23 protein-coding genes and 1 pseudogene are annotated in these 26,491 nt (G+C 73.3%); 18 read left to right on the top strand and 6 right to left on the bottom strand.

The genetic code is table 11. The features are described from left to right. The first annotated feature begins 34 nt into the window (after nucleotides 1-34). The 9 genes and pseudogenes from VKA29_RS11605 to argF all read left to right on the top strand — a co-directional run bounded on the left by VKA29_RS11605 (nucleotide 35) and on the right by argF (nucleotide 10,937). Entirely contained in the window at nucleotides 35-424 is a 390-nt protein-coding gene (locus tag VKA29_RS11605; RefSeq protein WP_324785293.1) for a cell division protein SepF, read from the top strand. 86 nt (nucleotides 425-510) lie between these two features. Continuing rightward, a pseudogene (locus VKA29_RS11610) lies at nucleotides 511-1,740 on the top strand (ATP-binding protein). Further along, entirely contained in the window at nucleotides 1,737-2,063 is a 327-nt protein-coding gene (locus VKA29_RS11615) for a nucleotide pyrophosphohydrolase (RefSeq protein WP_324785295.1), read from the top strand. Before VKA29_RS11610 ends, VKA29_RS11615 begins: the two are co-directional and overlap by 4 nt. A gap of 207 nt (nucleotides 2,064-2,270) precedes the next feature. Then, nucleotides 2,271-2,732, top strand: a complete 462-nt coding sequence (locus VKA29_RS11620; protein ID WP_324785296.1) for a DUF6099 family protein — start codon at nucleotides 2,271-2,273, stop codon at nucleotides 2,730-2,732. A 284-nt stretch (nucleotides 2,733-3,016) separates the two neighbouring features. Beyond that, on the top strand, nucleotides 3,017-3,940 hold the full coding sequence (locus VKA29_RS11625; protein ID WP_324785297.1) for an LLM class F420-dependent oxidoreductase: 924 nt from the start codon (nucleotides 3,017-3,019) through the stop codon (nucleotides 3,938-3,940). Between the two features lie 179 nt (nucleotides 3,941-4,119). After that, on the top strand, nucleotides 4,120-5,655 hold the full coding sequence (locus VKA29_RS11630; protein ID WP_324785299.1) for a 3' terminal RNA ribose 2'-O-methyltransferase Hen1: 1,536 nt from the start codon (nucleotides 4,120-4,122) through the stop codon (nucleotides 5,653-5,655). Continuing rightward, nucleotides 5,652-8,273: a polynucleotide kinase-phosphatase gene (locus VKA29_RS11635; RefSeq protein ID WP_324785300.1), complete on the top strand. Its 2,622-nt coding sequence runs from the start codon at nucleotides 5,652-5,654 to the stop codon at nucleotides 8,271-8,273. The genes VKA29_RS11630 and VKA29_RS11635 overlap by 4 nt, the downstream gene beginning before the upstream one ends. Before the next feature lie 193 nt (nucleotides 8,274-8,466). Further along, nucleotides 8,467-9,696, top strand: a complete 1,230-nt coding sequence (locus VKA29_RS11640; RefSeq protein WP_324785301.1) for an arginine deiminase — start codon at nucleotides 8,467-8,469, stop codon at nucleotides 9,694-9,696. 233 nt (nucleotides 9,697-9,929) lie between these two features. Beyond that, nucleotides 9,930-10,937: an ornithine carbamoyltransferase gene (argF, locus tag VKA29_RS11645; protein WP_324785302.1), complete on the top strand. Its 1,008-nt coding sequence runs from the start codon at nucleotides 9,930-9,932 to the stop codon at nucleotides 10,935-10,937. A 72-nt stretch (nucleotides 10,938-11,009) separates the two neighbouring features. Here the strand turns inward: argF and VKA29_RS11650 are convergent, their stop codons facing one another. Next, nucleotides 11,010-11,462 carry an ATP-binding protein gene (locus tag VKA29_RS11650; RefSeq protein WP_324785303.1) on the bottom strand — a complete coding sequence of 151 codons (453 nt, stop codon included), beginning with the start codon at nucleotides 11,460-11,462 and terminating at the stop codon, nucleotides 11,010-11,012. A gap of 495 nt (nucleotides 11,463-11,957) precedes the next feature. On the opposite strand from VKA29_RS11650, the gene VKA29_RS11655 reads away from it, so the two are divergent. Both VKA29_RS11655 and VKA29_RS11660 read left to right on the top strand, forming a co-directional pair. Further along, nucleotides 11,958-12,785, top strand: coding sequence for an enoyl-CoA hydratase family protein (locus tag VKA29_RS11655; protein WP_324785304.1), 828 nt, complete (start codon nucleotides 11,958-11,960; stop codon nucleotides 12,783-12,785). Between the two features lie 2 nt (nucleotides 12,786-12,787). Beyond that, nucleotides 12,788-15,088, top strand: coding sequence for a bifunctional salicylyl-CoA 5-hydroxylase/oxidoreductase (locus VKA29_RS11660; RefSeq protein WP_324785305.1), 2,301 nt, complete (start codon nucleotides 12,788-12,790; stop codon nucleotides 15,086-15,088). A 188-nt stretch (nucleotides 15,089-15,276) separates the two neighbouring features. Here the strand turns inward: VKA29_RS11660 and VKA29_RS11665 are convergent, their stop codons facing one another. Then, nucleotides 15,277-16,089, bottom strand: coding sequence for a PaaX family transcriptional regulator C-terminal domain-containing protein (locus VKA29_RS11665; protein ID WP_324785306.1), 813 nt, complete (start codon nucleotides 16,087-16,089; stop codon nucleotides 15,277-15,279). Between the two features lie 19 nt (nucleotides 16,090-16,108). Beyond that, nucleotides 16,109-17,701: an AMP-binding protein gene (locus VKA29_RS11670; RefSeq protein ID WP_324785346.1), complete on the bottom strand. Its 1,593-nt coding sequence runs from the start codon at nucleotides 17,699-17,701 to the stop codon at nucleotides 16,109-16,111. Nucleotides 17,702-17,854: 153 nt separating this feature from the next. Between VKA29_RS11670 and VKA29_RS11675 the strand changes: the two genes are divergently transcribed. Both VKA29_RS11675 and VKA29_RS11680 read left to right on the top strand, forming a co-directional pair. Beyond that, nucleotides 17,855-19,078 carry an acyl-CoA dehydrogenase gene (locus tag VKA29_RS11675; RefSeq protein ID WP_324785308.1) on the top strand — a complete coding sequence of 408 codons (1,224 nt, stop codon included), beginning with the start codon at nucleotides 17,855-17,857 and terminating at the stop codon, nucleotides 19,076-19,078. Then, nucleotides 19,075-19,473 (top strand): RidA family protein, encoded by a 399-nt coding sequence (locus tag VKA29_RS11680; protein WP_324785309.1) that lies wholly within the window; start codon nucleotides 19,075-19,077, stop codon nucleotides 19,471-19,473. The genes VKA29_RS11675 and VKA29_RS11680 overlap by 4 nt, the downstream gene beginning before the upstream one ends. Nucleotides 19,474-19,566: 93 nt before the next feature. On the opposite strand, the gene VKA29_RS11685 is transcribed toward VKA29_RS11680, so the two are convergent. After that, entirely contained in the window at nucleotides 19,567-19,761 is a 195-nt protein-coding gene (locus tag VKA29_RS11685; RefSeq protein WP_324785310.1) for a DUF5999 family protein, read from the bottom strand. 323 nt (nucleotides 19,762-20,084) lie between these two features. Here VKA29_RS11685 and VKA29_RS11690 point away from each other — a divergent pair, with 323 nt between their 5' ends. Next, nucleotides 20,085-20,534 (top strand): DUF6299 family protein, encoded by a 450-nt coding sequence (locus tag VKA29_RS11690; protein WP_324785311.1) that lies wholly within the window; start codon nucleotides 20,085-20,087, stop codon nucleotides 20,532-20,534. A 105-nt stretch (nucleotides 20,535-20,639) separates the two neighbouring features. Here the strand turns inward: VKA29_RS11690 and VKA29_RS11695 are convergent, their stop codons facing one another. After that, on the bottom strand, nucleotides 20,640-20,945 hold the full coding sequence (locus tag VKA29_RS11695; RefSeq protein WP_324785312.1) for a DUF6059 family protein: 306 nt from the start codon (nucleotides 20,943-20,945) through the stop codon (nucleotides 20,640-20,642). A gap of 214 nt (nucleotides 20,946-21,159) precedes the next feature. On the opposite strand from VKA29_RS11695, the gene VKA29_RS11700 reads away from it, so the two are divergent. From VKA29_RS11700 to VKA29_RS11715, 4 genes are all read left to right on the top strand, one after another. Continuing rightward, on the top strand, nucleotides 21,160-21,960 hold the full coding sequence (locus VKA29_RS11700; RefSeq protein ID WP_324785313.1) for an AfsR/SARP family transcriptional regulator: 801 nt from the start codon (nucleotides 21,160-21,162) through the stop codon (nucleotides 21,958-21,960). Nucleotides 21,961-22,079: 119 nt separating this feature from the next. Continuing rightward, nucleotides 22,080-22,859, top strand: a complete 780-nt coding sequence (locus tag VKA29_RS11705) for a thioesterase II family protein (RefSeq protein WP_324785314.1) — start codon at nucleotides 22,080-22,082, stop codon at nucleotides 22,857-22,859. Nucleotides 22,860-23,002: 143 nt separating this feature from the next. Then, complete coding sequence (locus VKA29_RS11710; protein ID WP_324785315.1) at nucleotides 23,003-23,416, top strand: DUF4260 family protein; 414 nt, start codon at nucleotides 23,003-23,005, stop codon at nucleotides 23,414-23,416. 198 nt (nucleotides 23,417-23,614) lie between these two features. Then, the gene (locus tag VKA29_RS11715) at nucleotides 23,615-24,859 is read left to right on the top strand and encodes a cytochrome P450 (protein ID WP_324785316.1); all 1,245 of its coding nucleotides are present in this window, start codon (nucleotides 23,615-23,617) and stop codon (nucleotides 24,857-24,859) included. Between the two features lie 207 nt (nucleotides 24,860-25,066). Here the strand turns inward: VKA29_RS11715 and VKA29_RS11720 are convergent, their stop codons facing one another. Next, complete coding sequence (locus VKA29_RS11720) at nucleotides 25,067-26,329, bottom strand: FAD-dependent monooxygenase (RefSeq protein ID WP_324785317.1); 1,263 nt, start codon at nucleotides 26,327-26,329, stop codon at nucleotides 25,067-25,069. Between the last annotated feature and the right edge of the window lie 162 nt (nucleotides 26,330-26,491).

The following is a 26,491-nucleotide window of genomic DNA, read 5'->3' on the forward strand; positions in this document are numbered from 1 at the left end:
AGGCAACGAGTGCGAGTCAGGTCGGGGGGAGCCGGTGAACCGCCACGACGTCACCGATGAACAGTGGGAGGGGCTCGCCCAGGTCGTGCCGCTGCGCGGACGGGACTCCTGGCCGTCCGCGGTGGACCACCGCGCGTTCGCGGACGCGGAGACCGAGACCCGCCGCCGTCTCGTCGTCCTCCGGGTCAACGTCTTCTCGGACGCCCGCGAGGTCGCCGAGACGCTGATGGCCGGGGTGCCCGTCCTGCTCGACCTGAGCGGTGCGGAGGCCGACGTCGCCAAGCGCGTCCTCGACTTCAGCACCGGCGTCGTCTTCGGCCTCGCCAGCGGCATGCACCGGGTCGACCGGAACGTGTTCCTGCTGACCCCGGCCGACACCGAGGTGACCGGCCTCATGCGGAACGCCGGGGTCCCCGGGATCTGACCCGGCGCTCCGACCGGTACCCCGATCGTGGGAAGGCGGCGCCGCCGGAACGGTTCACCGCCCGCCGGGCCCCCTACGGTCCGCACATGACCGTGTCACCCGTACCCCCGCTCCCCACCCTCGCCCCGTCCCCGTCCCCGTCCCCGTCTCCGTTCCAGTCCTCGTCCCTTTCGCCGTCCTCCTCCCCTCCCGCCGGAGCGGTCGTGCCGCGGCCCCGCGTCACGGAGCTGCGGCTGTCCGCCTTCGCCGGGCACCGCGGGGCGTCCTTCGGACTCGGCCCCGTCACCCTGTTCGCCGGGGGCAGCGGATGCGGCAAGACCGGCGCGCTGCGGGCGTACGAGGCGCTGGCACGGCTCGGTGGCGGCGCCCCGGTCGGCGAGGCGTTCCCGGACCCGGGCGCCTGCGTGCCGGAGCGCGCCCGGCCCGACGCCCAGCTGCGGCGCGGGTTCCGCATCGGCTGCACGGTCGACGGACCCGAGGGGCCGGTACGGCTCGATGTCGCCGTACAGGCCGAGCCCGAACTGCGCGTCGTGGGGGAGCGGCTGACCTCGGGCGGGCGGGTGCTGCTGGAGACGGCCCTGCGCGACCCGGCGCGCCGCTTCGTGCAGGCCGCCTGGCACACGGGCGGATCGTCGCCGGTGACCCGGGCGCCGCTGCCGGACGACCGGCTCGGCACCACCCTGCTGCCGCTGCGGGTGGCCGGCCGGACCGACGGATAGCGCCGGGTGCTCGCCGCCGCCGAGCAGACGGTCGTCGCCCTGCGCTCCGTCTTCGCCTGCGACCCGCGCCCCGGCCGGATGCGGGCCCCCGTCCCGGCCGGCTCCGGCCGTCTCCTGGGCGGCTGCGACAACCTCGCCGACGTCCTGTGGCGCACCCGGACCGAGTGCGGCCGCCGGCACGCCCTGCTCGTCGAGGCGGTGCGCGCCGGATGCGCCGGAGACGTGGCGGACGTGCGCGCGGAGCCGCTGGGCGACGGGACGGTCGGGGCGCTGCTCGACCGCGGGGACGGGCACCGGACGGCCCTGGGCCGCCTCGGCGACGGCGAGTTGAGGTACGTCGCGCTCGCGCTGGTCCTGCTGACCGGGCCAGGGGTGCTGGAGGTCGACGCCGCCGGGGAGGTGCCCGCGGCGATGCAGACGCTCACCGTCCTCGCCGACCGCTTCGAACGGTCGCTGGACGCGCGGCAGCGGCGCGAACTGCTGCTGCTGGCCGCGCGGATGGGCCGCCGCGGGCACATCCGCCTCGTCGCCGCGGTGAGCGACGCCTCCTGGGCCGCCGGGGCGGACGGCGTCACGGTGGTACACCTGGGGCCGTGACAGAACCTCTCGACGTGACGAAACTGCAGCGCCGGCTGGCCGAGTTCGCGGCGGTCCGCGACTGGCAGCCGTACCACACCCCCAAGAACCTCGCCGCCGCCCTCAGCGTCGAGGCCGCCGAACTCCTGGAGATCTTCCAGTGGCTGACGCCGGAGGAGTCGGCGCGGGTGATGGACGACCCGGAGACGGCGCACCGGGTGACGGACGAGGTCGCGGACGTGCTCGCCTATCTGCTGCAACTGTGCGAGGCGCTGCGGATCGATCCGCTGGCCGCGCTGGACGCGAAGATCGACCGCAACGAGCGCAGGTTTCCGGCCCCGTGAGGCGAGACGACCGACGGTGACGGTGACGGTGAGTTATCGGCTCCGCTTTAACTCTACGTAGTCCAGATCCCGCCATATGTCGGTCGGCTGTCGACAGATTTCCGTCCAGCCCTGGCTTTTCGGCCCGCATTGCCTCACGCTGTGTAGTGGGCAGGTTGTGATCGGCCGGGCGTATCGGTAACATATTGTGACGGACGGGGGTAGCGCATGGAAGCGGTGCGACTCATCGTGACGAGCAGACGTGCCCTGGCGGCCGGCGGAAGCCCGCCGGACCTCCTGACGGAGGTGTGGCAGGCACAGGCCCTGGCCCAGGCGATAGGCAGCCGCCTCGCGGTCACCGGCCCACCCGAACTGCGCGGCGAGGCACTGGGCCTGACCGAACTGGCGGGCCGGGGCTGCGGTGTGCTGGGCACCCCGCAGCTCGCCCTGGCGGACCTGCGCGCCGCCCAGCTCACCGACCTGGGCGACGCCCGCCAGGCCCTGACGTACCTCGGCGGCCTCCTCGGCGAGGTCGGCATAGCCCTCGTGGGCATCGCCTGCGCCGCGGCCGACGAGAGCACGTACTGGCAGTGCATGGAGGCGATCGACGCGGCCGACGAGTCCCGGGACCGCGTCCGCGAGATGCTGCGCCGACTGGCGGACAGAGCGGAAACCGTGCCCGACCGGTAGACGGGCCGAGACCCCGACCGCACCCGCTCGTGGACCGCGCCCCTTCGTGGATCGTGCCCGCTCGTGGACCGCACCCGCTCGTGGACCGCACCCGCTCGTGGACCGCGCCCTTTCGTGGAGGGGTGTCGCCCCTGGACGGGGGCTGTCGCCCGTGGACGGGGGTCGCTCGTGGACGGGGGTCGCTCGTGGGCGGTGGCCGTCGCCCGGACCGCCGACGGCCTTCCCGACGACGCTCCGAGGAACCGGTGACAGCGGCCGGCGCGACAGCGGGCAGGATGGGGGGCATGGATCTTCGCATCTTCACCGAGCCCCAGCAGGGGGCCACCTACGACACCTTGCTCACCGTGGCGAAGGCCACCGAGGACCTCGGATTCGACGCGTTCTTCCGGTCCGACCACTACCTCCGCATGGGCGCCGTGGACGGCCTCCCCGGACCCACCGACGCCTGGATCACCCTCGCCGGACTCGCCCGCGAGACCAAGCGCATCCGCCTCGGCACCCTGATGACCGCCGGCACCTTCCGGCTGCCCGGCGTGCTCGCCATCCAGGTCGCCCAGGTCGACCAGATGTCCGGCGGCCGCGTCGAACTCGGCCTGGGCGCGGGCTGGTTCGAGCAGGAGCACAAGGCCTACGGCATCCCGTTCCCGAAGGAGAAGTTCGCCCGCCTGGAGGAGCAGCTGGAGATCGTCACCGGCCTGTGGGCGACGAAGACCGGCGAGACCTTCGACTTCCACGGCACCCACTACGACCTCACGGACTCGCCCGCGCTGCCCAAGCCCGCCCAGGACAAGGTCCCCGTCCTGATCGGAGGCCACGGCGCGACCCGGACCCCCCGCCTCGCCGCCCGCTACGCCGACGAGTTCAACATGCCGTTCGCCTCGATCGAGGACAGCGAGCGGCAGTTCGGCCGGGTGCGCGCCGCCGCCGAGGCGGCCGGCCGCCGCGCGGACGACCTCGTCTACTCCAACGCCCTCGTCGTCTGCGTCGGCGGCAGCGACCAGGAGGTGGCCCGCCGCGCCGCCGCCATCGGCCGCGAGGTCGACGAGCTCAAGGCCAACGGCCTGGCCGGCTCCCCGGCCGAGGTCGTCGACAAGATCGGCCGCTACGCCGAGATCGGTGCGCGGCGGATCTACCTCCAGGTCCTCGACCTCCACGACCTCGACCACCTGGAGCTGATCTCCTCCCAGGTCCAGACGCAGCTGTCGTAGCCGCCGCGGCGACGTTCTCCGGCACGCGGCGGCGACGGCAGCGGCGATAAACGAAAGGCGCCGGTCCTTCCCCTTGTGCGAAGGTGTGACCGTCGTCCGGCAGGCCCCCGGGATCAGCGCCCCGGGGGCCTTCGCACGCACGGCACCACATCGACCACCCAGCCGGAGAGGCCCTCCGCATGTTCCTGACGATCAGCACCACCGGCACCCCCGGACGCCCGGCCACCGACCTCGGCTTCCTGCTGCACAAGCACCCCGACAGGGCGCAGGCGTTCTCGACCTCCTTCGGAACGGCCCACGTCTTCTACCCCGAGGCGGACCCCGGGCGCTGCACGGCGGCGCTGCTGCTGGAGGTCGACGCGGTGGCGCTGGTGCGCAGGGGCAAGGGCAAGGGCCGGGGCGGCGCACCCGACGCGGCGCTGGCGCAGTACGTCAACGACCGCCCCTACGCGGCCTCCTCGCTGCTCGCGGTCGCGCTGAGCGGGGTCTTCTCCAGCGCGATGAAGGGCGTCTGCACCGCCCGTCCGCAGCTGCCGGAACAGCCGATGCCGCTGCGGGTCGAGGTGCCCGCGCTGCCCGCCCGCGGCGGCCCGGACCTCGTACGGCGCCTGTTCGAGCCGCTCGGCTGGACGGTCGCCGCCGAACCCGTCGCGCTGGACGCCGAGTTCCCGGAGTGGGGCGAGTCGCGGTACGTCCGGCTGGTCCTGGAGTCGGCGGCGCTGACCCTCGCCGAGGCGCTGCGGCACCTGTATGTGCTGCTGCCGGTGCTCGACGACGCCAAGCACTACTGGGTCGCCCCCGACGAGGTCGACAAGCTGCTGCGGGCCGGAGAGGGCTGGCTGCCCGGCCATCCGGAGCAGAAGCTCATCACCAGCCGTTACCTCTCGCGCCGCTGGTCGCTGACCCGGGAGGCGATGGAGCGGCTGGAACTGGTGCGGCTCGCCGAGACGGACGACAGCGCGGTCGAGGAGATCGACAACGCCGTCGAGGCGGAGACCGGCGCGGAGACCGGCGCGGAGACCGGCGCGGAGACCGGTGCGGAGACCGAGGCAGAGAGCGACGAGGAGACCGACGCGGGAGAGAAGTCCGCCCCGCTCGCCGTGCAGCGCCGGGACGCGATCCTCGCGGCGCTGCGGGAGTCGGGCGCCACCCGCGTCCTCGATCTCGGCTGCGGACAGGGCCAGTTGGTGCAGGCGCTGCTGAAGGAGCCGCGGTTCACGGAGATCGTCGGCCTGGACGTGTCGATGCGGGCGCTGACCATCGCGGGCCGGCGGCTGAAGCTGGACCGGATGGGCGAGCGGCAGGCCGCGCGCGTCAAGCTGCTCCAGGGCTCGCTCGCCTACACCGACAGCCGGCTCAAGGGGTACGACGCCGCCGTGCTCAGCGAGGTGATCGAGCACGTCGACCTGGAACGGCTGTCCGCCCTGGAGTACGCGGTGTTCGGCGCGGCCCGCCCCCGGACGGTCCTGGTGACCACCCCGAACGTCGAGTACAACGTGCGCTGGGAGTCCCTCCCGGCCGGGCACACCCGGCACGGTGACCACCGCTTCGAGTGGACGCGGGAGGAGTTCCGCACCTGGGCGCGGGCCGTCGCCGGACGCCACGGCTACCACGTGGAGTTCCGGCCCGTCGGCCCGGACGACCCCGAGGTCGGACCGCCCACCCAGATGGCCCTGTTCAGCGTGGAGACAGTGAAGGAGGCGAAGGCGGCATGACCGAGACGCAGAGCGACAAGACGCAGAGCAACGACTCGCAGAGCAACGAGTCACACAGCGAAGAGACGGGGAGCGACGAGGCGCGGAGCAAGGGGCGCGTGCTGCCCGTCACCGACCTGTCCCTCGTCGTCCTCGTCGGCGCTTCCGGGTCCGGCAAGTCCACCTTCGCCCGCAGGCACTTCAAGCCGACCGAGGTCGTCTCCTCCGACTTCTGCCGCGGCCTGGTCTCCGACGACGAGAACGACCAGAGCGCGACGAAGGACGCCTTCGACGTGCTGCACTACATCGCCGGCAAGCGCCTGGCCGCGGGCCGCCGCACGGTCGTGGACGCCACCAGCGTGCAGCAGGACGCCCGCCGGCAGCTGATCGAGCTGGCCAGGCAGCACGACGTGCTGCCCGTCGCCATCGTGCTGGACGTGCCGGAGGAGGTGTGCGCCGAGCGCAACGCCGCCCGTACCGACCGGGCCGACATGCCGCGCCGGGTCATCCAGCGGCACATCCGCGAACTGCGGCGCTCGCTGCGGCACCTGGAGCGCGAGGGTTTCCGCAAGGTGCACGTCCTGCGGGGCGTGGAAGAGATCGAGAACGCCGCCGTCGTCACCGAGAAGCGGTTCAACGACCTGACCCACCTCACCGGACCGTTCGACATCATCGGCGACGTGCACGGCTGCGCGGCCGAACTGGAGGCGCTGCTCGGCAAGCTGGGCTACGTCGACGGGGCGCACCCGGAGGGACGTACCGCCGTCTTCGTCGGGGACCTGGTCGACCGCGGCCCGGACACGCCGGGCGTGCTGCGCCGCGTGATGGCGATGGTGAAGTCGGGCGACGCGCTGTGCGTGCCGGGCAACCACGAGAACAAGTACGGCCGGCATCTCAGGGGCCGCAAGGTCCAGCACACCCACGGACTCGCCGAGACGGTCGAGCAGATGGAGGACGAGAGCGAGGAGTTCCGGCAGCAGGTCCGCGAGTTCATCGACGGGCTGGTCAGCCACTACGTCCTCGACGGCGGCCGGCTGGTGGTCTGCCACGCCGGTCTGCCGGAGAAGTACCACGGCCGCACCTCCGGCCGGGTCCGCTCGCACGCGCTGTACGGCGAGACGACCGGCGAGACCGACGAGTTCGGGCTGCCGGTGCGCTACCCGTGGGCGGAGGACTACCGGGGCCGCGCGGCCGTGGTCTACGGCCACACCCCGGTCCCGGAGGCCACCTGGCTCAACAACACCATCTGCCTGGACACCGGTGCCGTGTTCGGCGGCAAGCTGACCGCGCTGCGCTGGCCGGAGCGGGAACTGGTCGACGTACCGGCCGAGCGGGTCTGGTACGAGCCGGCCAGGCCGCTGCGCACCGAGGCGCCGGGCGGGCAGGACGGCCGGCCGCTGGACCTGGCGGACGTGCACGGCCGCCGGGTGGTGGAGACCGGGCACGCCGGCCGGGTGGCGGTGCGTGAGGAGAACGCGGCGGCGGCGCTCGAGGTCATGAGCCGCTTCGCGGTGGACCCGCGGCTGCTGCCGTACCTGCCGCCGACCATGGCGCCGACCGCCACCAGTCACGTCGAGGGCTACCTGGAGCACCCGGTGGAGGCCTTCGCGCAGTACGCCGGGGACGGCGTCGCCCGGGTCGTGTGCGAGGAGAAGCACATGGGCTCGCGGGCGGTGGTCCTGGTGTGCCGGGACGCGGCGGCGGCCCGCAGGCGGTTCGGCGTCGAGGCGGGTCCCACCGGGTCCCTCTACACCCGCACCGGGCGCCCGTTCTTCGACGACGGGTCGGTGACGGAGGCGGTCCTCGACCGGGTGCGGACCGCGGTCGGCGAGGCCGGCCTGTGGGAGGAGCTGGACACCGACTGGCTGCTGCTGGACGCCGAGCTGATGCCGTGGTCGCTGAAGGCGTCCGGGCTGCTGCGGTCGCAGTACGCGGCCGTGGGCGCGGCGTCCGGGGCGGTGTTCCCCGGCGCGCTGGCCGCGCTGGAGGGTGCCGCGGCCCGCGGCGTGGACGTGTCCGGTCTGCTCGCCCGCCAGCGCGAGCGGGCCACCGACGCCGCCGCGTTCACACGGGCGTACCGCCGCTACTGCTGGACGACGGAGGGTCTGGACGGCGTACGCCTCGCCCCGTTCCAGGTACTCGCCGCGCAGGGCCGCAGCCTCGCCGCCCTGCCGCACGACGAGCAGCTCGCCCTGCTCGACCGGCTCGTCGAGCACGACGGCAGCGGCCTGCTGCAGACGACGCGCCGGCTCTACGTCGACACCGGCGACCCGGAGTCGGTGCGGTCCGGCGTCGACTGGTGGCTGGAGATGACCGGCCGCGGCGGCGAGGGCATGGTCGTCAAGCCGCTCGGGGCGCTGGTGCGCGACGGGGAGGGGCGACTGGTGCAGCCAGGCGTCAAGTGCCGGGGACGGGAGTACCTGCGGATCATCTACGGGCCGGAGTACACCCGCCCCGACAACCTGGCGAGGCTGCGGAGCCGGTTCCTCAACCACAAGCGCTCGCTCGCGCTGCGCGAGTACGCGCTCGGTCTGGAGGCGCTGGAGCGGCTGGCCGGGGGCGAGCCGCTGTGGCGGGTGCACGAGGCGGTGTTCGGCGTGCTCGCGCTGGAGTCGGAGCCGGTCGACCCGCGGCTGTGACCCGGGACCGGGACCGGGCCTCGACGACACCCCCGTCGTCCTCCAGGCCCGGTCCCGGGCGGCCCCGGGTGCCGATCTCGTCAGTGGGACGATATTGATCGGGCCCGGTAATCGTCAAGGGGACGAAAATTGGTCCGCTGTCGAAACGGCCGAGCGGGGGGTGAAGGCGGGCCCCGGTGGTCAGGATGGAGTCATGGGATTCCATGTCGACTCCGAGGCCGGGCGGCTGCGCCGCGTCATTCTGCACCGGCCGGATCTCGAGCTCAAAAGGCTCACCCCCAGCAACAAGGACACTCTCCTGTTCGACGACGTGCTGTGGGTCCGCAGGGCGCGCGCCGAGCACGACGGTTTCGCCGACGTCCTGCGTGACCGCGGGGTCGCCGTCCACCTCTTCGGCGACCTGCTCTCCGAGGCCCTGGAGGTCCGGGCGGCCAGAACGCTCGTCCTGGACCGGGTCTTCGACGAGAAGGAGTACGGCGTCCTCGCCACCGACCACCTCAGGGCCGCCGTCGAGCACCTCCCCGCCCGCGAGCTGGCCGAACTCCTCGTCGGCGGCATGACCAAGCGCGAGTTCCTCGAGGCGCACCCGGAGCCGGTCTCCGTGCGGTTCCACGTCATGGACCTCGACGACTTCCTCCTCGCCCCGCTGCCCAACCACCTCTTCACCCGCGACACCTCCGCCTGGATATACGACGGGGTCGCCGTCAACGCCATGCGCTGGCCGGCCCGGCAGCGTGAGACGGTCCACTTCGAGGCGATCTACCGCCACCACCCGCTCTTCCGTGACGAGACGTTCCGCGTCTGGTCCGAGGGGCAGGCCGACTACCCGTCCACCATCGAGGGCGGCGACGTCCTGGTCATCGGCAACGGCGCCGTCCTCATCGGCATGAGCGAACGCACCACCCCGCAGGCGGTGGAGATGCTCGCGCACAAGCTGTTCGCCGCAGGTTCCGCGCGGACGATCGTGGCGCTCGACATGCCGAAGCGCCGCGCCTTCATGCACCTCGACACCGTGATGACGATGGTCGACGGCGACACCTTCACCCAGTACGCCGGCCTCGGCATGCTCCGCTCGTACACCATCGAGCCCGGCGTCGGCGACAAGGAGCTGAAGGTCACCGACCATCCGCCGGAGCACATGCACCGCGCGATCGCCGCCGCCCTCGGGCTGAGCGAGATCCGCGTCCTGACCGCGACCCAGGACGTGCACGCCGCCGAGCGCGAGCAGTGGGACGACGGCTGCAACGTGCTGGCCGTCGAGCCGGGAGTGGTCGTCGCCTACGAGCGCAACGCCACCACCAACACCCACCTGCGCAAGCAGGGCGTCGAGGTGATCGAGATCCCGGGCAGCGAGCTGGGGCGGGGCAGGGGCGGACCGCGCTGCATGAGCTGCCCGGTGGAGCGGGACGCCGTGGGCGGATAGGCGGATAGGCGGATAGGCGGATAGGCGGATAGGCGGATGCGGACGGGGGGCGGGGGACGGGGGGATAGGCGGACGGGGGACGGGTGCACGGATGGATAGCGGAATGGGCGGACAGGGGGACAGGGGGACAGAAGGGAGAGAACCGGAGGGGCGGGGAACAAAGGTTTGCATAGAAATGCTGGACGTCGTATAGACTTCCACGGTCCCTGCCCCTGCACCTCTGGAGCGCCCCCATGGCGACAGTCCCGACCGCCCTCGCCGGCCGCCACTTCCTCAAGGAACTGGACTTCACCGAGGCGGAGTTCCGCGGCCTGATCGAGCTGGCCGCCGAACTGAAGGCCGCCAAGAAGGCCGGGACCGAGACGCAGCACCTGCGCGGCAAGAACATCGCGCTGATCTTCGAGAAGACCTCGACCCGCACGCGCTGCGCCTTCGAGGTCGCCGCGGCCGACCAGGGAGCCTCCACGACGTACCTGGACCCCTCCGGCTCGCAGATGGGGCACAAGGAGTCCGTGAAGGACACCGCGCGCGTGCTGGGGCGGATGTACGACGGCATCGAGTACCGGGGCGACAGCCAGGAGAAGGTGGAGGAACTCGCCGCGCACGCCGGCGTGCCGGTCTACAACGGGCTCACCGACGACTGGCACCCCACCCAGATGCTGGCCGACGTGCTCACCATGACCGAGCACAGCGCCAAGCCGCTGACCGGGACCGCCTTCGCCTACCTCGGCGACGCCCGCTTCAACATGGGCAACTCCTACCTGGTCACCGGCGCGCTGCTCGGCATGGACGTGCGCATCGTCGCGCCGAAGTCGTACTGGCCCGCCCAGGAGATCGTCGACCGGGCCCGCGAACTCGCCGAGGCCAGCGGAGCCCGGGTGACGCTCACCGAGTCCCTGGGCGAGGGCGTCCTCGGCGCCGACTTCGTCGCCACCGACGTGTGGGTGTCCATGGGTGAGCCCAAGGAGGTGTGGGACGAGCGGATCGCCGCGCTCGCGCCGTACGCGGTGACCATGGACGTGCTGCGCGCCACCGGCAACCCGGACGTGAAGTTCCTGCACTGCCTGCCGGCCTTCCACGACCTCGGCACCAAGGTCGGGCGGGAGATCTTCGAGACCCACGGCCTGGACTCCCTCGAGGTCACCGACGAGGTCTTCGAGTCCGCCCACTCGGTCGTCTTCGACGAGGCCGAGAACCGGCTGCACACCATCAAGGCCGTCCTGGTCGCCACCCTCGCCTGACCGGACCTCCCGTCCGCCCGCCGGGGCCGGTCCACGCCGCCTGGCCGGCCCGCGCCGCCTCCGCCCGCCGGGCTACACCGGTCGCCGCTGGGGCGGGACGGCCGACAGGCGGAACCACACCGCCTTGCCCGACCCGGTCGGGCGGTGTCCGCAGGACGAGCTGAGGGCCCGGATCAGCAGCAGCCCGCGCCCGTGCTCCTGCCACGGATCGGGTTCGCGGGCGTCGCGCCGCGTGAGGTTGCCCGGCGGCGCCGGATCCGGGTCGTGCACCTCCACCTGGCAGCCGGTCGGCAGCAGTTCCACCACGAGCTCTATGGGCGCGTCGCCCGCCGTGTGCTCCACCGCGTTCGCCACCAGCTCGGCCGTGAGCAGTTCCGCGGTGTCGCGGTCGGCCCCGTGCTCCAGCTCGGTCAGCGCCGCGCGCACCAGCGCACGGGCCACGGGCACGGCCGCGGCGGAGTGCGGCAGCGCGATGCGCCAGGAGGCGGAGGCGGAGCGGGGTTCGTACAAGGCGGGTCCGTTCATGAGCAGGCTGTCCTGCCGTCAACCGTGTGCATGGTACGGGTCCGTCCGGCGGGGACACCGGGCGGGCGCCGTTCGGGGTCGTCGGCCCCGATGACAGGCGGCTTATCCGGGTGAACGCCGGCCCGCGCGCCATCGATGCGGCTGTTACCGATCCATGGACGAGTCGTGACGTATGTGACGAAGCGCAAGCCCGGTCACACAAGCCCGGTCACGCGAATCCGGTCACACGAACCCCGTCACCCGAACCCGGTCCGATCGGATCCCGTCACCCGAACCGGCCCGATCGGACCCCGTCACCCGAACCGGCCCGATCGGACCCTGTCACCCGAACCCGGCCCGATCGGACCCCGGTGATCCGAAGCCCGGTGGCCCGAGGTCCGGGCGCACACCCGGGGACGGTTTATCGCGCACTCATGACGACAGTCACACATCGGTGATAGCTTCGAGGGGCAGAGGTCCGTGAGGCAGTGCCCGCCCCCGAGGAGGCCGCACGTCATGAGTCCCTTCACCGGCTCCGCCGCCCGCACCCCCCGTTGGCGGCACCTGCGCGTCGACCTCGCCGACGGCGTCGCCACCGTCACGCTGGCCCGTCCCGACAAGCTCAACGCCCTCACCTTCGGCGCCTACGCCGACCTGCGCGACCTGCTCGCCGAACTGTCCCGGGAGCGGGCGGTACGGGCCCTGGTGCTGGCCGGCGAGGGGCGCGGCTTCTGCTCCGGCGGCGACGTCGAAGAGATCATCGGCGCGACGCTCTCCCTGGACACCGCCCAGCTCCTCGACTTCAACCGGATGACCGGGCAGGTCGTCCGGGCCGTACGGGAGTGCCCCTTCCCGGTGATCGCCGCCGTGCACGGGGTGGCCGCGGGCGCCGGGGCCGTGCTGGCCCTGGCGGCCGACTTCCGGGTCGCCGACCCCACCGCGCGCTTCGCGTTCCTGTTCACCCGCGTGGGCCTGTCCGGCGGCGACATGGGCGCCGCCTACCTGCTGCCCAGGGTCGTCGGGCTCGGCCACGCCACCCGGCTGCTGATGCTCGGCGAGCCGGTGCGGGCGCCCGAGGCGGAGCGGATCGGCCTGATCAGCGAACTGACCGGGGAGGGCGGCGCCGACGAGGCCGCGTACGCGCTGGCCCGCCGCCTCGCCGAGGGCCCGGCCCTGGCGTACGCGCAGACCAAGGCGCTCCTGACGGCCGAACTGGACATGCCGCTGGCGGCCGCCGTGGAACTGGACGCCGCCACCCAGGCGCTCCTCATGAACGGCGAGGACTACGCCGAGTTCCACGCCGCCTTCACCGAGAAGCGGCCGCCGAAGTGGCAGGGGCGGTGAACATGACCGCGGCACCGGAGGCGACCGGCCGGGCCCGGCGCATCGCGGTCGTCGGCGGCGGCCCCGGCGGCCTGTACGCGGCGGCGCTGCTCAAGCGCCTCGACCCGGCCCGCGAGGTCACCGTCTGGGAGCGCAACGCTCCCGACGACACCTTCGGCTTCGGCGTCGTCCTCTCCGACGAGACCCTCGGCGGCATCGAGCACGCCGACCCGGCGGTCTACGAGGCCCTCCGCAGACAGTTCGTGCGCTGGGACGACATCGACATCGTGCACCGCGGCGTCCGGCACACCTCCTCCGGGCACGGCTTCGCCGCACTCGGCAGGAGACGGCTCCTGGACGTCCTGCACACCCGCTGCCGCGACCTCGGCGTCGAGCTGCGCTTCCGCTCCGAGGCGCCGCACCCGGACCGGCTCGCCGCCGGTCACGACCTCGTCATCGCCGCCGACGGTGTGCACAGCGCCACCCGCGAGGCCTACGCCAATGTGTTCCGGCCCCATGTGGACTCGCACCGCTGCCGCTACATATGGCTCGCCGCGGACTTCGCCTTCGACGCCTTCCGCTTCGAGATCGCCGAGACCGAGCACGGCGTCGTGCAACTGCACGGCTACCCCTACGCGCCCGACGCCTCCACGGTGATCGTCGAGATGCGCGAGGAAGTGTGGCGCGCGGCCGGGTTCGCGGACCTCGACCCGCAGGCGTCGCCGGAACGCTGCGCCAAGATCTTCGCCGACGCCCTCGGCGGCCGCCCGCTGCGCTCCAACAAGTCGGCGTGGACCACCTTCCGCACGGTCGTCAACGAGCGCTGGTCGCACGGCAACGTCGTGCTGCTCGGCGACGCCGCCCACACCGCCCACTTCTCCATCGGCTCCGGCACCAAGCTGGCCGTCGAGGACGCCCTCGCCCTGGCCGCCTGCCTGGAGGAGCAGCCCTCCACGCAACAGGCGCTGGCGGCCTACGAGGAGGAGCGCCGGCCCGTCGTGGCGTCCACCCAGCGCGCCGCCCGCGCCAGCCTGGAGTGGTTCGAGAACCTCGGCCTGTACCTGGACCAGCCGCCCCTCCGGTTCGCCTTCAACCTGCTCACCCGCAGCCGCCGCGTCACCCACGACAACCTGCGGCTGCGCGACGCCCGGTTCACCGGGGCCGTCGAGCGCGAGTTCGGCTGCCCGCCCGGCACACCCCCCATGTTCACCCCGTTCCGGCTGCGCGGTCTGACCCTGCGCAACCGGGTCGTCGTCTCACCCATGGACATGTACTCGGCCACGGACGGCGTCCCCGGCGACTTCCACCTCGTCCACCTGGGCGCCCGCGCGCTCGGCGGGGCCGGACTGGTGATGACGGAGATGGTGTGCGTGAGCCCCGAGGGCCGCATCACCCCCGGCTGCACCGGCCTCTACACCGGCAGGCAGGGCGAGGCCTGGCGGCGGATCACCGACTTCGTGCACCGGCAGGCGCCGGGCACCGCGATCGGCGTGCAGCTCGGCCACTCCGGCCGCAAGGGCTCGACCAAGCTGATGTGGGAGGGCATGGACGAGCCGCTCCCGGAGGGCAACTGGCCGCTGGTGGCCGCCTCCCCGCTGCCGTACAAGCCCTTCGGCCAGACCCCGCGCGAGCTGACCCGTGCCCAGCTCACCGACATCCGCGAGCAGTTCGCGGCGGCCGCCGGGCGCGCCGCCCGGGCCGGCTTCGACCTGCTCGAACTGCACTGCGCGCACGGCTATCTGCTCTCCGGGTTCCTCTCCCCGCTGACCAACCGCCGCACCGACGCCTACGGCGGCTCGCCGGAGGGGCGGCTGCGCTTCCCGCTGGAGGTCTTCGACGCCGTACGCGAGGTGTGGCCGCAGGAGAAGCCCATGACCGTGCGGATCTCCGCCACCGACTGGGCCGAGGGCGGTACCACGGCCGCGGACGCGGTCGACATCGCCCGCGCCTTCGCCGCGCACGGCGCCGACGCGATCGACGTGTCGACCGGGCAGGTGGTCGCCGACGAACGGCCCGAGTTCGGGCGGTCGTACCAGACGCCGTACGCGGACCGGATCCGGCACGCCACCGGCGTGCCGGTGATCGCGGTCGGCGCGATCTCCTCCTGGGACGACGTCAACTCGCTGATCCTGGCGGGCCGCGCCGACCTGTGCGCGCTGGCCCGCCCGCACCTGTACGACCCGCACTGGACGCTGCACGCGGCGGCCGAACAGGGCTACGACGGCCCGGGCGCCGCCTGGCCCGCGCCCTACCGGGCGGGCAGCCGCCGCCCGCAGACCGGGCGGACGGACGCCCCCAAACCCCGCCTCACGCTGGGCGGCTGAGGCCGGCCATGCCCGCGGTGGGCGTCGCCCCTGCGCCGGGCCGGTCAGGAGGGCGCCGGCCAGGTCCTCGACGACCGCCTTGCCGCGGTCTCCGGGAACTCCAGCAGCACCCGGGCCCCGGTACCGGCCCGGGTGCGCCGAGCGTGCCACGCACCGTCCCGGTCGTGGCGCCGCGGACCCGGTCGCGGTCACAGCCCCGCGAACTCGGCCCCCGCGTCCCTGAGCCGCTCGTGCAGTCCGCGGAACACCGCGGCCGAGCGGGCGCCCGGCCAGTCCCCGGGCAGCAGCCGGGCGGGCAGGCCGGGGTCGGTGTAGGGCAGGTGACGCCAGGAGTCCAGGGCCAGCAGGTAGTCGTGGTAGGCCGCCTCCGGCGGGGTGTCCGTACGCCGCTCCCACGCCTGGAGCACCCGCGCGTGACGGTCGAGGAACGCCTCGTGCTCCTTGGCGATCGCGGCCAGGTCCCACCAGCGGGCCACCGCCTCGGCGGTCGCGGCGAAGCCGAGGTGCTCGCCCCGGAACAGGTCGACGTACGGCTCCAGGCGCAGCCGCCGCAGGGTGTGCCGGGTCTCCTCGTACAGCCGTGCCGGGGCGATCCACACCCCGGGCGCCGCCGTGCCGAAGCCCAGACCGGCCAGCCGCGAACGCAGCACGTGGCGCCGCTGCCGCTCCGACTCCGGCACGGAGAACACCGCGAGCACCCAGCCCTCGTCCTCGGGCGGGGAGGCGGCGTAGATGCGCCGGTCGCCGTCCTCCAGCAACTGGCGTGCCTCGGGCGACAGTTCGTAGCCGGCCGCGCCGCGCGCCGTGCGGGCCGGCAGCAGCAGCCCGCGCCGTTTGAGGCGGGAGACCGACGAGCGCACCGAGGGCGCGTCCACGCCGACCGCGGCCAGCAGCCGGATCAGCTCGGCGACGGGGACCGGGCCCGGTACGAAGCGGCCGTAGGCGCCGTAGAGCGTGACGATGAGAGACCGTGGTGCATGCTGGTCGGACACGTTGATCATCTTAGGTCGTCGGCCGGCATCACTGCCGGTCGGGCCGGGTGCGCAGCCGGAACCTCTGGAGTTTGCCGGTCGCGGTGCGCGGCAGCGCGTCCACGAAGACGATCTCGCGCGGGCACTTGTACGGCGCCAGTTCCGACTTGACGAAGTCGCGCAGCGCCTCGGGGTCCCGCGCGGCGCCCTCCTTGAGGACCGTGTAGGCCACGACGACCTGGCCGCGCGCCTCGTCCGGCCGCCCCACCACCGCCGCCTCCAGCACGCCCGGGTGGCGCAGCAGCGCGTCCTCGACCTCCGGCCCGGCGATGTTGTACCCGGCCGAGATGATCATGTCGTCGGCGCGGGCGACGTACCGGAACCAGCCGTCGGCCTCCCGGACATAGGTGTCGCCGGTGATGTTCCAGCCGTCCCGGACGTACTCCCGCTGGCGCGGGTCGGCGAGATAGCGGCAGCCGACCGGGCCCCGCACGGCGAGCAGCCCCGGCTCCCCGTCGGGCACCGGCCGCCCGTCCGCGTCCTGCACGCGCGCCTGCCACCCCGGCACCGGCACCCCGGTCGTGCCGGGTCTGATCCGCTCGTCGGCCGCGGAGACGAAGATGTGCAGCAGTTCGGTGGCGCCGATGCCGTTGATGATGCGCAGGCCGGTGCGCTCGTGCCAGGCGTGCCAGGTGGCGGCGGGCAGGTTCTCGCCGGCGGAGACACAGCGGCGCAGCGACGAGACGTCGTGGGAGCCGAGGCCGTCGAGCATGGCGCGGTAGGCGGTCGGCGCGGTGAACAGCACGGACACCCGGTGCTCGGCGATCGCGGGCAGCAGCTGGCGGGGACCGGCCTGTTCCAGCAGCAGCGCGGCGGCCCCGGCCCGCAGCGGGAAGATCACCAGCCCGCCGAGGCCGAAGGTGAAGCCGAGCGGGGGACTGCCGGCGAACACGTCGTCCTCGCGCGGCCGCAGCACGTGCCGGGAGAAGGTGTCGGCCACGGCGAGCACGTCCCGGTGGAAGTGCACGCACCCCTTCGGACGGCCGGTGGTCCCCGACGTGAACGCGATCAGCGCGACGTCGTCGGCCGCGGTGCCGACGGCCGGGAACGGGGCCGACGGCGCCGGTCGGTTGAGGAGGTCGTCGGGGGCGTCGCCGCCGTAGGTGGTGATGCGCAGGCCGGGGATCTCCGCCTTGGCCAGGTCGTCGACGGACCGGATGTCGCACAGGGCGTGCCGGACCAGCGCCATCTCGCAGATCACCGCCAGCTCGTGCGGCCGCTGCTGCGCCAGTACCGTGACCGCCACCCCGCCCGCCTTCAGCACCGCCAGCCAGCACGCCGCCAGCCACGGCGTGGTCGGGCCGCGCAGCAGGACCCGGTTGCCGGGCACCACCCCGAGGTCGCGGGTGAGGACGTGCGCCAGGCGGTCGACGCGGGCGCGCAGGTCGCCGTACGACCAGGAGGGGCCGTCGGGCGTGTGGAACGCCGCGCGGCCGGGGTCGGTCCCGGCCAGCAGCTCGGCGGCGCAGTTCAGCCGGGCGGGGTAGCGCAACTCCGGCAGGTCGAAGCGGAGTTCCGGCCACTCCTCGGGTGGCGGGAGGTGGTCGCGCGCGAAGGTGTCGACATGGGCCGAGTCGTGCATGCCGGTGCCCCCTTGCCGGGTGGGCGTCAGGACGGGCTCGCGCAATGAGCGTATCGTCTTGGTGACGGCAGTCAATGGTCCGCGATACCGTCGGGGGAGTGGCCGCCCGGTCGCGCAGGAGCGGCCGCGGGCCCGCGGCGGAGAGGACCGGCGATGCCCGCATTCTCGCTCGACCCCGCACAGACCGCCTGGTGCGCCGAACTGCGCTCGCTGGCCGCCGAGCGGCTGCGCCCGATCGCCGAGAAGGGGGAGCCGGGCCACGTCAACCGCCCGCTGGTCGCCGAGCTGGGCCGGCTCGGGCTGCTGGAGCGCCTGTTCACCTCGGGCGCCCTCGACCTCTGCCTGATGCGCGAGTCCCTGGCCCGCGCCTGCACCGAGGCGGAGACCGCGCTCGCCCTCCAGGGCCTGGGCGCCCACCCCGTGCACGCGTACGGCACCCCGGCCCAGCGCGAGGGCCGGCTCCCCGGTGTCGTCGAGGGGACCACGGTGGCCGCCTTCGCCCTCAGCGAGCCGCAAGCCGGTTCGGACGCGGCGGCGCTCGCCCTGTCGGCCGCCCCCGACGGCGCCGGGCGCTGGCGGCTCACCGGTGACAAACGCTGGATCTCCAACGCCCCCGAGGCCGATCTGTACACCGTCTTCGCGCGCACCACCCCGGGCGCCGGCGCCCGCGGCGTCACCGCCTTCCTGGTCCCGGCCGACCGCCCCGGACTCACCGGCGAGCCCCTCGACCTGCTCTCGCCGCACCCCGTCGGCGCCCTGCGCTTCGACGGCGTGCCGGTCACGGCCGACGACGTGCTCGGCGACGTCGACCGCGGCTTCCGCGTCGCCATGACCACCCTCAACCTGTTCCGCCCCAGCGTCGGCGCGTTCGCCGTCGGCATGGCGCAGGCGGCCCTCGACGCGACCGTCGTCCACACCTGCCGCCGGGACGCCTTCGGCGGCAAGCTGAAGGACCTGCAGACCGTCGCCCACCAGGTCGCCGAGATGTCCCTGCGCACGGAGGCGGCCCGCCTCATGGTCTACGCGGCGGCGACGGCGTACGACGAGGGCGCCCCCGACGTGCCCCGGCGCGCCGCGATGGCGAAACTGCTCGCCACCGAGACCGCGCAGTACGTCGTCGACGCGGCCGTCCAGCTGCACGGCGCGCGGGCCCTGCAACGCGGCCACCTGCTGGAGCACCTGTACCGCGAGGTGCGCGCCCCGCGCATCTACGAGGGCGCCAGCGAAGTCCAACGCGCGATCATCTCCAAGGAGTTGTACGCGGGGGCGGACGCGGGAGCGGAGGCGGGGGCGGACATGGGGGTGGAGGCGGAGAGGGACGTGGGGGCGGACGTGGGGACCGATACGGAGCCGTACGACGCGGGAGGCGCCTCGTGACCGTCGAGCGCGTCAATCCGCCGGAGCTGTCGCCGCCCACCGGCTTCTCGCACGCCGTCGTGGCGACCGGCTCCCGCGTGGTGTTCCTGGCCGGTCAGACCGCCCTCGACACCGGCGGCGAGGTCGTCGGCGACACCCTGGCGGAGCAGTTCGAGAAGGCCCTCGCCAACCTGCTCGCCGCCCTCGCGTCCGCCGGAGGCACCCCCGCGGACCTCGCCCGCGTCACCGTCTACGCCACGGACGTCGCCGCCTACCGCGCCCACGCCCCGCGACTCGGCAGGATCTGGCGGGACCTGGCGGGGCGGGACTACCCGGCGATGGCGGTCGTGGAGGTCGTGCGCCTGTGGGACGACAGGGCGATGGTGGAGCTGGACGGGTTCGCGGTACTGCCCTGACGCGGCACCGGCACCGGCACCGGCGCCGGCACCCGACCGTGGGCTGTGACCGGACCGACTCCGTGGCCGGACCGCGGGCCGGACCGGCTCCGCTCAGGCGGCCACGGCCGGCTGCTCGACCGGCGGCCGGTGCGGCGCGACGGCCCGGCCGTCGGGCGTCAGCTCACCGGTGTCGTCGAACACGACGGCGCCGTCGCAGAGCAGACTCCACCCCTGCTCCGGGTGGGCGGCGACGACGTGCCGGGCGGCGCTGCCGGAGGAAGGGCACGAAGACCGGCTGGAACACATGGCGCACCTCCGCGTCTGCGGGAATCACCGGACCGGATCCCCTGGAAAGACGATGCTCCCGCCGCGCGCGGGCCGGAACACCCTGCCGCGAAGCGTGACAACACGCTGACATCCTGCGGACAGCACACGGACAGCGAAACCCGGACGGCACCCGGAAAAAGCACCCGGACGGCACCCGGAACGGTTCCCCGGACGGCACCCGGAACGGTTCCCGGACGGTTCCACCACCGCCGGTGCGGACTCGCCACCGAAGGGGTGAGGATGACGGTCGCGCACGCCCGCGCCCGGTAGCAGTGGAAGCCCCCATCCCCAGGAGGTCTCCCATGCCCTTGCGCCCAGTCCCCGGCGCGGCCGTCCTGCTCCTGCTGGCCGCCGTCCCCGCCACCCCCGCCGCCGCGGACCCGCACGAGACGGTGACCGTGGACCGGACGGGCCGCCTCGCGGCGGACGGCACCGTCACCCTCTCCGGCACCTACCGCTGTCTCGGCGGCACGGGCCCGGTCTACGTCAGCTCGTCGCTCAGCCAGGACTCCCCCGGCATCCGCCACGGCATCGGCGGCACCCGCGCGGTGTGCGACGGCGCGAAACACCGCTGGGTGAACACGGGCGCGCCCGGCACGCCGAACACCCTCGTCCCCGGCACGGCCCGGGTCGCGGCCACCCTGATGGAACTCCGCTCCGAGAGCGGCCTGCCCATGCCCGAATTCCGCGCGGCCCGGCAGCAGGAGGTGACACTCAAGAACCATGGAACGGCTGAACGGCTGAACGGCTGAAACGGCCGACGACCCGACGGCCCGGCAACCCCACGTCGCGGCGGGCGCCGGGCCCCGCCGACTCCGGCAGGCGACCGTCGGCCACCCCGGCACCGCGACAGCGCGTCAGTTGCCGGTTCGCTCCGTGTCGATGCCGAGCGACGCCCACAGCTCCCGCTCCTGAGGGCTCGGCGGGGTCGCGCAGTGCCGCTCCGGATGGCCGGGAGGAGGTCCCGGCGGAGGTCCCGGCGCGGTTCCCGGCGGGGGTTCCGGCGGGGCCTTCCGGAGGGCACGGTCGGAGTCGGTGCCCAGGTCGGCGTAGTGGACGCCGGGCAGGGGACCGGTGAAGAAGACGCCGAGACCGTTGAGCTGGAAGAGCAGGTGCCTCATCACGACCGCGCCGGCCCTGCCGAGCCAGAACCTCAGCCTCATACCGGCCCTCCCCTCCCGACCTGGTCCGGGGCCGTCACCCGGCGACCCCGTCGGTGCCATGCTCACCGCCCGGCCTGAAGCGTCGCTTAAAGCGGGGGCGGCGTGAATATTTCATGCCCCGACTCAGCCAAATTCCTAGCCGAGGACATGATCGGCTAAGTGTCTTTGCACGCGGTGACGTGTCACTGTTCCGGCAGGCGGAAGGAGCAGTGGTATGGAGATCGGAGTTCTCGGCCCGCTCGTGGTGGACATCTGCGGCACCTCCGTGGTGCCGAGCGCGGCCAAACCTCGCCAGATGCTCGCGCTGTTGGCTGTCAACGCGGGCGTGGACGTGAAGGTGACGACCCTGACGGAGGAGCTGTGGGACGCGAGTCCCCCCAGCGGGCCCGCGGGAGTCGTGCAGACCTACGTCAAGCAGTTGCGCCGGGCCATCGCCCTGGCTCTGGGGCCGGAGCACGAGCGTGCGCCGAAGGACGTCCTGAGCCGCAGCTACGCCGGGTACGTGCTGAACATGCCCACGTACGCCATCGACGCCGAGGTCTTCCAGCGGCTCACCGCCCGCGGGCTGCGGTCCCTGGCCGGCGGCGACGACGAGTCCGCGTCGCAACTGCTGGGCGAGGCGCTCGCCCTGTGGCGGGGACCGGTCCTCGCCGACGTACGCATCGGACCGGCGCTGCGCCTGGAGTCGCTCCGGCTGGAGGAGACCCGGCGCTCCGCGCTGGAGGGACGGATCACCGCCGATCTGCGGCTCGGCAGACATGCCGAGGTGATCGGTGAACTCCTCACGCTCACCGAGCGGTTCCCGCTGGAGGAGAGCCTGCACGGACTGCTGATGCTCGCGCTCTACCGGAGCGGCCGCTCGTGGCAGGCGCTCGAGATTTTTCGAAAGCTACGCGCGTCGACCGTCGAGGAGCTGGGCATCGAGCCCTCCCTCCGGGTCCAGCAGCTGCACCGGGCGATCCTCGCGGCCGACCCCCAACTCGACCTCGTCGTACCGAGTTTGGCGGCCTTTTAGCGGACCGCGGCAGAGTGGGACCCGCGCCCGCCGGGCCCGGCCCACCGGGATCCGCATCCCACCCCCCGCACCGCGCCATCCCCCCACCCACCCCTGGACGGAACCGAGACGGACCACCCATGACGCGATACCTGTCCCGGAAGCGCCCGGACCACGAACCGGCCCCTGCGACACGGTTGTTCTGCTTCCCCTACGCGGGCGGCGGAGCGTCGGCGTACCGGCGATGGCAGCGCGGCCTCGACGACCTGGACGCCCGAGTGCGGGTCATGCCCGTGCAACTGCCCGGCCGGGAGGAACGGTTCGGCGAACCCCGGTTCACCGATCTGGACGCTCTCGTCGACGACCTGGACGCGCAGCTCGACGAGGAGCTGTCCGAACCCCACCTCTTCTACGGGCACAGCATGGGCGCGCTCATCGCGTTCACGCTGGCCCGGCGCCGGCAGCAGCGCGGCGCGCCGCTGCCCCGGGCCCTCGTGCTGAGCGCCTACCGCGCCCCGCACCTGCCGGCCCCGGAGATCGCCGACCCGGACGCCGGGGACGAGGAGCTCGTCGCCTGTCTGGCGGCTCTCGGCGGCATCCCGCAGACGCTGCTCGACCATCCCGAATTCCTCTCCGTGCTGCTCCCGGTGGCCCGCGACGACCTGCGGCTGTGCCTCGGCGGCACCGCCGCGCACACCGAGCCGCTGCGGGTACCGCTGCACCTGTTCGCCGGACGGGGCGACCGGCTCGTCGGCGTCGACGAGGTGCTCTCCTGGCGGCGGCACGCGGGCGCCGGCTTCGCCGTGCGGACCATGCCCGGCGGGCACTTCTTCGTCAGGTCGCACGAGAACATGTTCCTGCGCGAACTCGCCTTCCTCACCCGCCGGTACGCCACCACGCAGGAGCGGATCGCGGTGTGAACCGGCGCCGCCGCGGCCGGCCGTGAGAATGTCACGTTCCGGCCCTGCGCGGGTCATGCCGGGTTCCCGCCGTGCGGGTATCACCACGCCCGTACGGCGGCGCCCCGCGGTGCCCGCGGAACCATCCCGAAAGGAACAGCCGCGTGACCCACGACACCACCGAGGGCGCCATCAGGAGTTCGGCCTCACGGCAGGTCCGCATCGCCTGGGGCGTGCTGGCCGTCCTCCTGCTGATCTGGGCGGTGTTCGAGGCGGTGAAGTACGGCGGATGGGCGATCGCCGCGGTCGTCGCCGGCATCGTCGTGCCCGACCTGTCGTTCCTCGCCGGTCTCTCCGGCCCGCACCAGCACGGCCGGCTGTCGCCCAGGGCCGTTCCCCTCTACAACCTCCTGCACCGGCCCGTCGTCGCCGTCGCCGTCATGCTCGGCTGCCTGATCCCCGACTCGCCGGCCGTCGCCGTTCCCCTGTTCAACTTCGGTCTGGCCTGGCTCCAGCACATCGCCTCCGACCGGGCCTTCGGCTTCGGACTGCGCACGGCCGACGGCTGGCAGCGCTGACCCGGGGCGATCCCGGCAACGGCGTCGGGCGACCCGGGGAAGGACACGGTTCCCGGGCGTCCTCGGTGCGCTTTGGCCCCGCGCAAGCCCCTGCTGCGAGGCTCGTCCGGTCCCCGGGGCGCGGCGCCTGCCGCCGCCGTCCCGGGGCCGGACCACCGCACCCCAGTAACCGCTGAGCACTGTTGCCGGAGGAAACGCATGGACACGACGGAGACGACGGACACGACGCAGGGCGGACCGGAGACGGACCAGCCGATACTCAGCTACCCGTTCCACCGTCCTTCGGCCGTCGAAGTGCCGCCGGTGTACGAGGAGTTGAGGGACAAGTGCCCGGTGGCCCACGTCCGGCTGCCCAGCGGCGACGAGGGCTACGTGGTGACCCGCTACGACGACGTGCGCACCGTCCTCGCGGACGCCAGGTTCAGCCGGGCCGCCACCATCTCTCCCGACGCGCCGCAGCTCACCGGCACGCCCCCGGTGCCGGGCAGCCTCTTCACCACGGACGCGCCCGAGCACACCCGGCTGCGCCGGCTCGTCTCCCGCGAGTTCACCGCCCGCCGGGTGCAGAACATGCGGCCGCGCATCCAGGAGCTGACCGACGGTCTGCTGGACGAGATGGAGAAGCTCCAGGGGCCGGTCGACCTCAACACGGCGCTGGCCTTCCCGCTGCCGGTGATGGTCATCTGTGAACTGCTCGGCGTCCCCTTCGAGGACCGCGACCGGTTCCGTGAGTGGTCGGACGCGTTCGTCTCGCTGACCGCGCACACCGCGGAGGAGACCGCCGCGCAGCGCCAGCAGATGATCGAGTACCTGGCCGCCCTGGTCGCGCGCAAGCGGGAGGAGCCGACGGACGACCTGATGGGGGCGCTCGTCGCCGCCCACGACGAGGAGGGCAGCCTCAACGAGTACGAGCTGATCGTGATGGCGGCGACCATCCTCGTCGCCGGTCACGAGACCACCGTCAGCATGATCGGCAAGATGGTCCTGACGCTGCTGCGCCACCCGGAGCACATGGCCGCGCTGCGCGAACACCCCGAGATGATGGACCACGCCATCGAGGAACTGCTGCGCGTCAACCCGATCGGCGACGGCGGCCCGCTGCGGATCACCCTGGAGGACGTCGAGGTCGGCGGCACCGTCATTCCCAAGGGCAGCGCCGTCCTGGCGGCGGTCTGCTCCGCCAACCAGGACCCCGCGCGCTTCCCCGGCGCGCAGGCGAACGAGTTCGACCCCGCGCGGCCCGAGGCCGTCCACCACGTCGCGTTCGGCCACGGCCCGCACTTCTGCCTGGGCGCCGCACTGGCCCGGGCGGAACTGCAGATCGTCCTCACCTCGCTGCTCGACCGCTTCCCGACCCTGCGGCTCGCGGAGGACGTCGAGTCCCTGGAGCTGACGACCGGCATGATGGTGCACGGCCTGACCCGTCTGCCCGTCACCTGGTGACGCGTCCGTAGGCAACGGGAAGGCCCTGGCCCGTACGCGTCCTGCGTACGGGCCAGGGCCTTCCCGCGATCCGGTCCGCCGACGCCGGCCGACGCCCGCCGGTCCCCGTCCCCGTCCCCGTCCCGTTCCCGTCCCGGTCTCCGTCCCGGTCTCCGGTCCCCGGGTTCGTTCCCGGTCCCGGTCCGCGATCGGGACCGGGGCGGTCGGTCACACGCGGGTGTCGGTGGCCTGCGCCTCCACGACGTGCGGACCCGGCTTCTGGAGCTGGAAGTACGCGCCTGACAGCACCCGCTCCTTCAGCTTCTGGCTCTGGTCGACCACGCGGTACAGCGAGCGCCGGAAGACACCGCCGGCGCCGTGCAGGGCGAACAGCCGCTCCTGCCGCAGCTGCAGACCGCGCGACTTGCCGACCGCCTCCTCGCGCGCCCGCTGGAACTCCTCGCACGCCCGCAGCAGCGCCGTCACGTCCCCGCCCGCGTCGAACGCCTCACGCACCAGCGGGGCCAGCGTCACCGCGTCGATGATCGCGTGGTTGACGCCCTGCCCGAGGATCGGCGTGAGCGTGTGCGCCGCGTCGCCGATCAGCACCAGACCCGGCATGGACCAGCGCGGCACCAGCGCGGTGAAGATGTCCAGCATCGACGTGTCGGACCACGAGCGGACCTCGCTGCGCACCGACCCGGACAGCTCGGGCGCGAGCAGGTCGAGACGCTCGTACAGCGCGGTCAGTCCCTGGGCGCGCAGCTCCTTCAGACCGCCCTTGGGGATGTTGAAGCCGACGCGGACACTGTTCGGGTGGGTCGGGATGAACAGCCCGTGCTGGTCGCCGCGGATGCGGATGCGGTACGTGCGGTCGTCCCACTCGGGCGGGAACGGCAGCTTCAGCCACACCACGTCACGGTCCAGCGGCAGCTTCGTGTACGGCAGCCCGGCCATCTCGCGCACCTTGCTGAACCGGCCGTCCGCCGCCACGGTGAGCGCGGCCCGCACCGTGATCTCGCCCTCCGGGGTGCGTGCCGTCACCCCCGTGACCGGCCCGCTGCCGTCGGCCGCGCGCAGCAGCCGGGTCGCCGTGGCCCGCCGCACCAGGACGAAGTGGTCCGGGTGCTCCTCCTGCCCGAGGGCGGCCAGCGCCGACAGCAGCGCCGGCTGCGGCATCTCCACCGGGTAGGGGTGCGGGTACGGGAAGCGGCGGAAGTCGGCGCGCAGCACGGTGCTGCCCGAGTCGACGATCTCCATTCTGTGCATCTGCTGGTAGGCGCCGTTCAGGCGGCCGAGGACGCCCAGCTTGTCGAGCAGCCACACCGAGTCGGGGGACACCGACTCGCCGCGGAACGACCGGTCGAAGTGACCGCTCTGTTCCACGACCACGACGGAGACCGAACGCTTGGCGAGTTCCACGGCCAGCGTGAGTCCCGCCGGGCCTCCTCCGACCACACACACCTCTGCGGTCAGCTCACTTGTCGACATCAACGCTGCCTTTCAGAAGGAGTCATCCTCCGCATGGTCCGCACCCCGCCTAAAGAAGCTCTTGCGGGAGCCGGGACCGCTCGTGCGGACGCCGGTGCAGCCCGTGCGGACGCCGCGGAGCCGCGTACGCGGGTGTCCCGCGCGGACCGGGCGGCCGGCCCG

Source organism: Streptomyces sp. H51 (assembly GCF_035656535.1).
GTDB lineage: Bacteria > Actinomycetota > Actinomycetes > Streptomycetales > Streptomycetaceae > Streptomyces.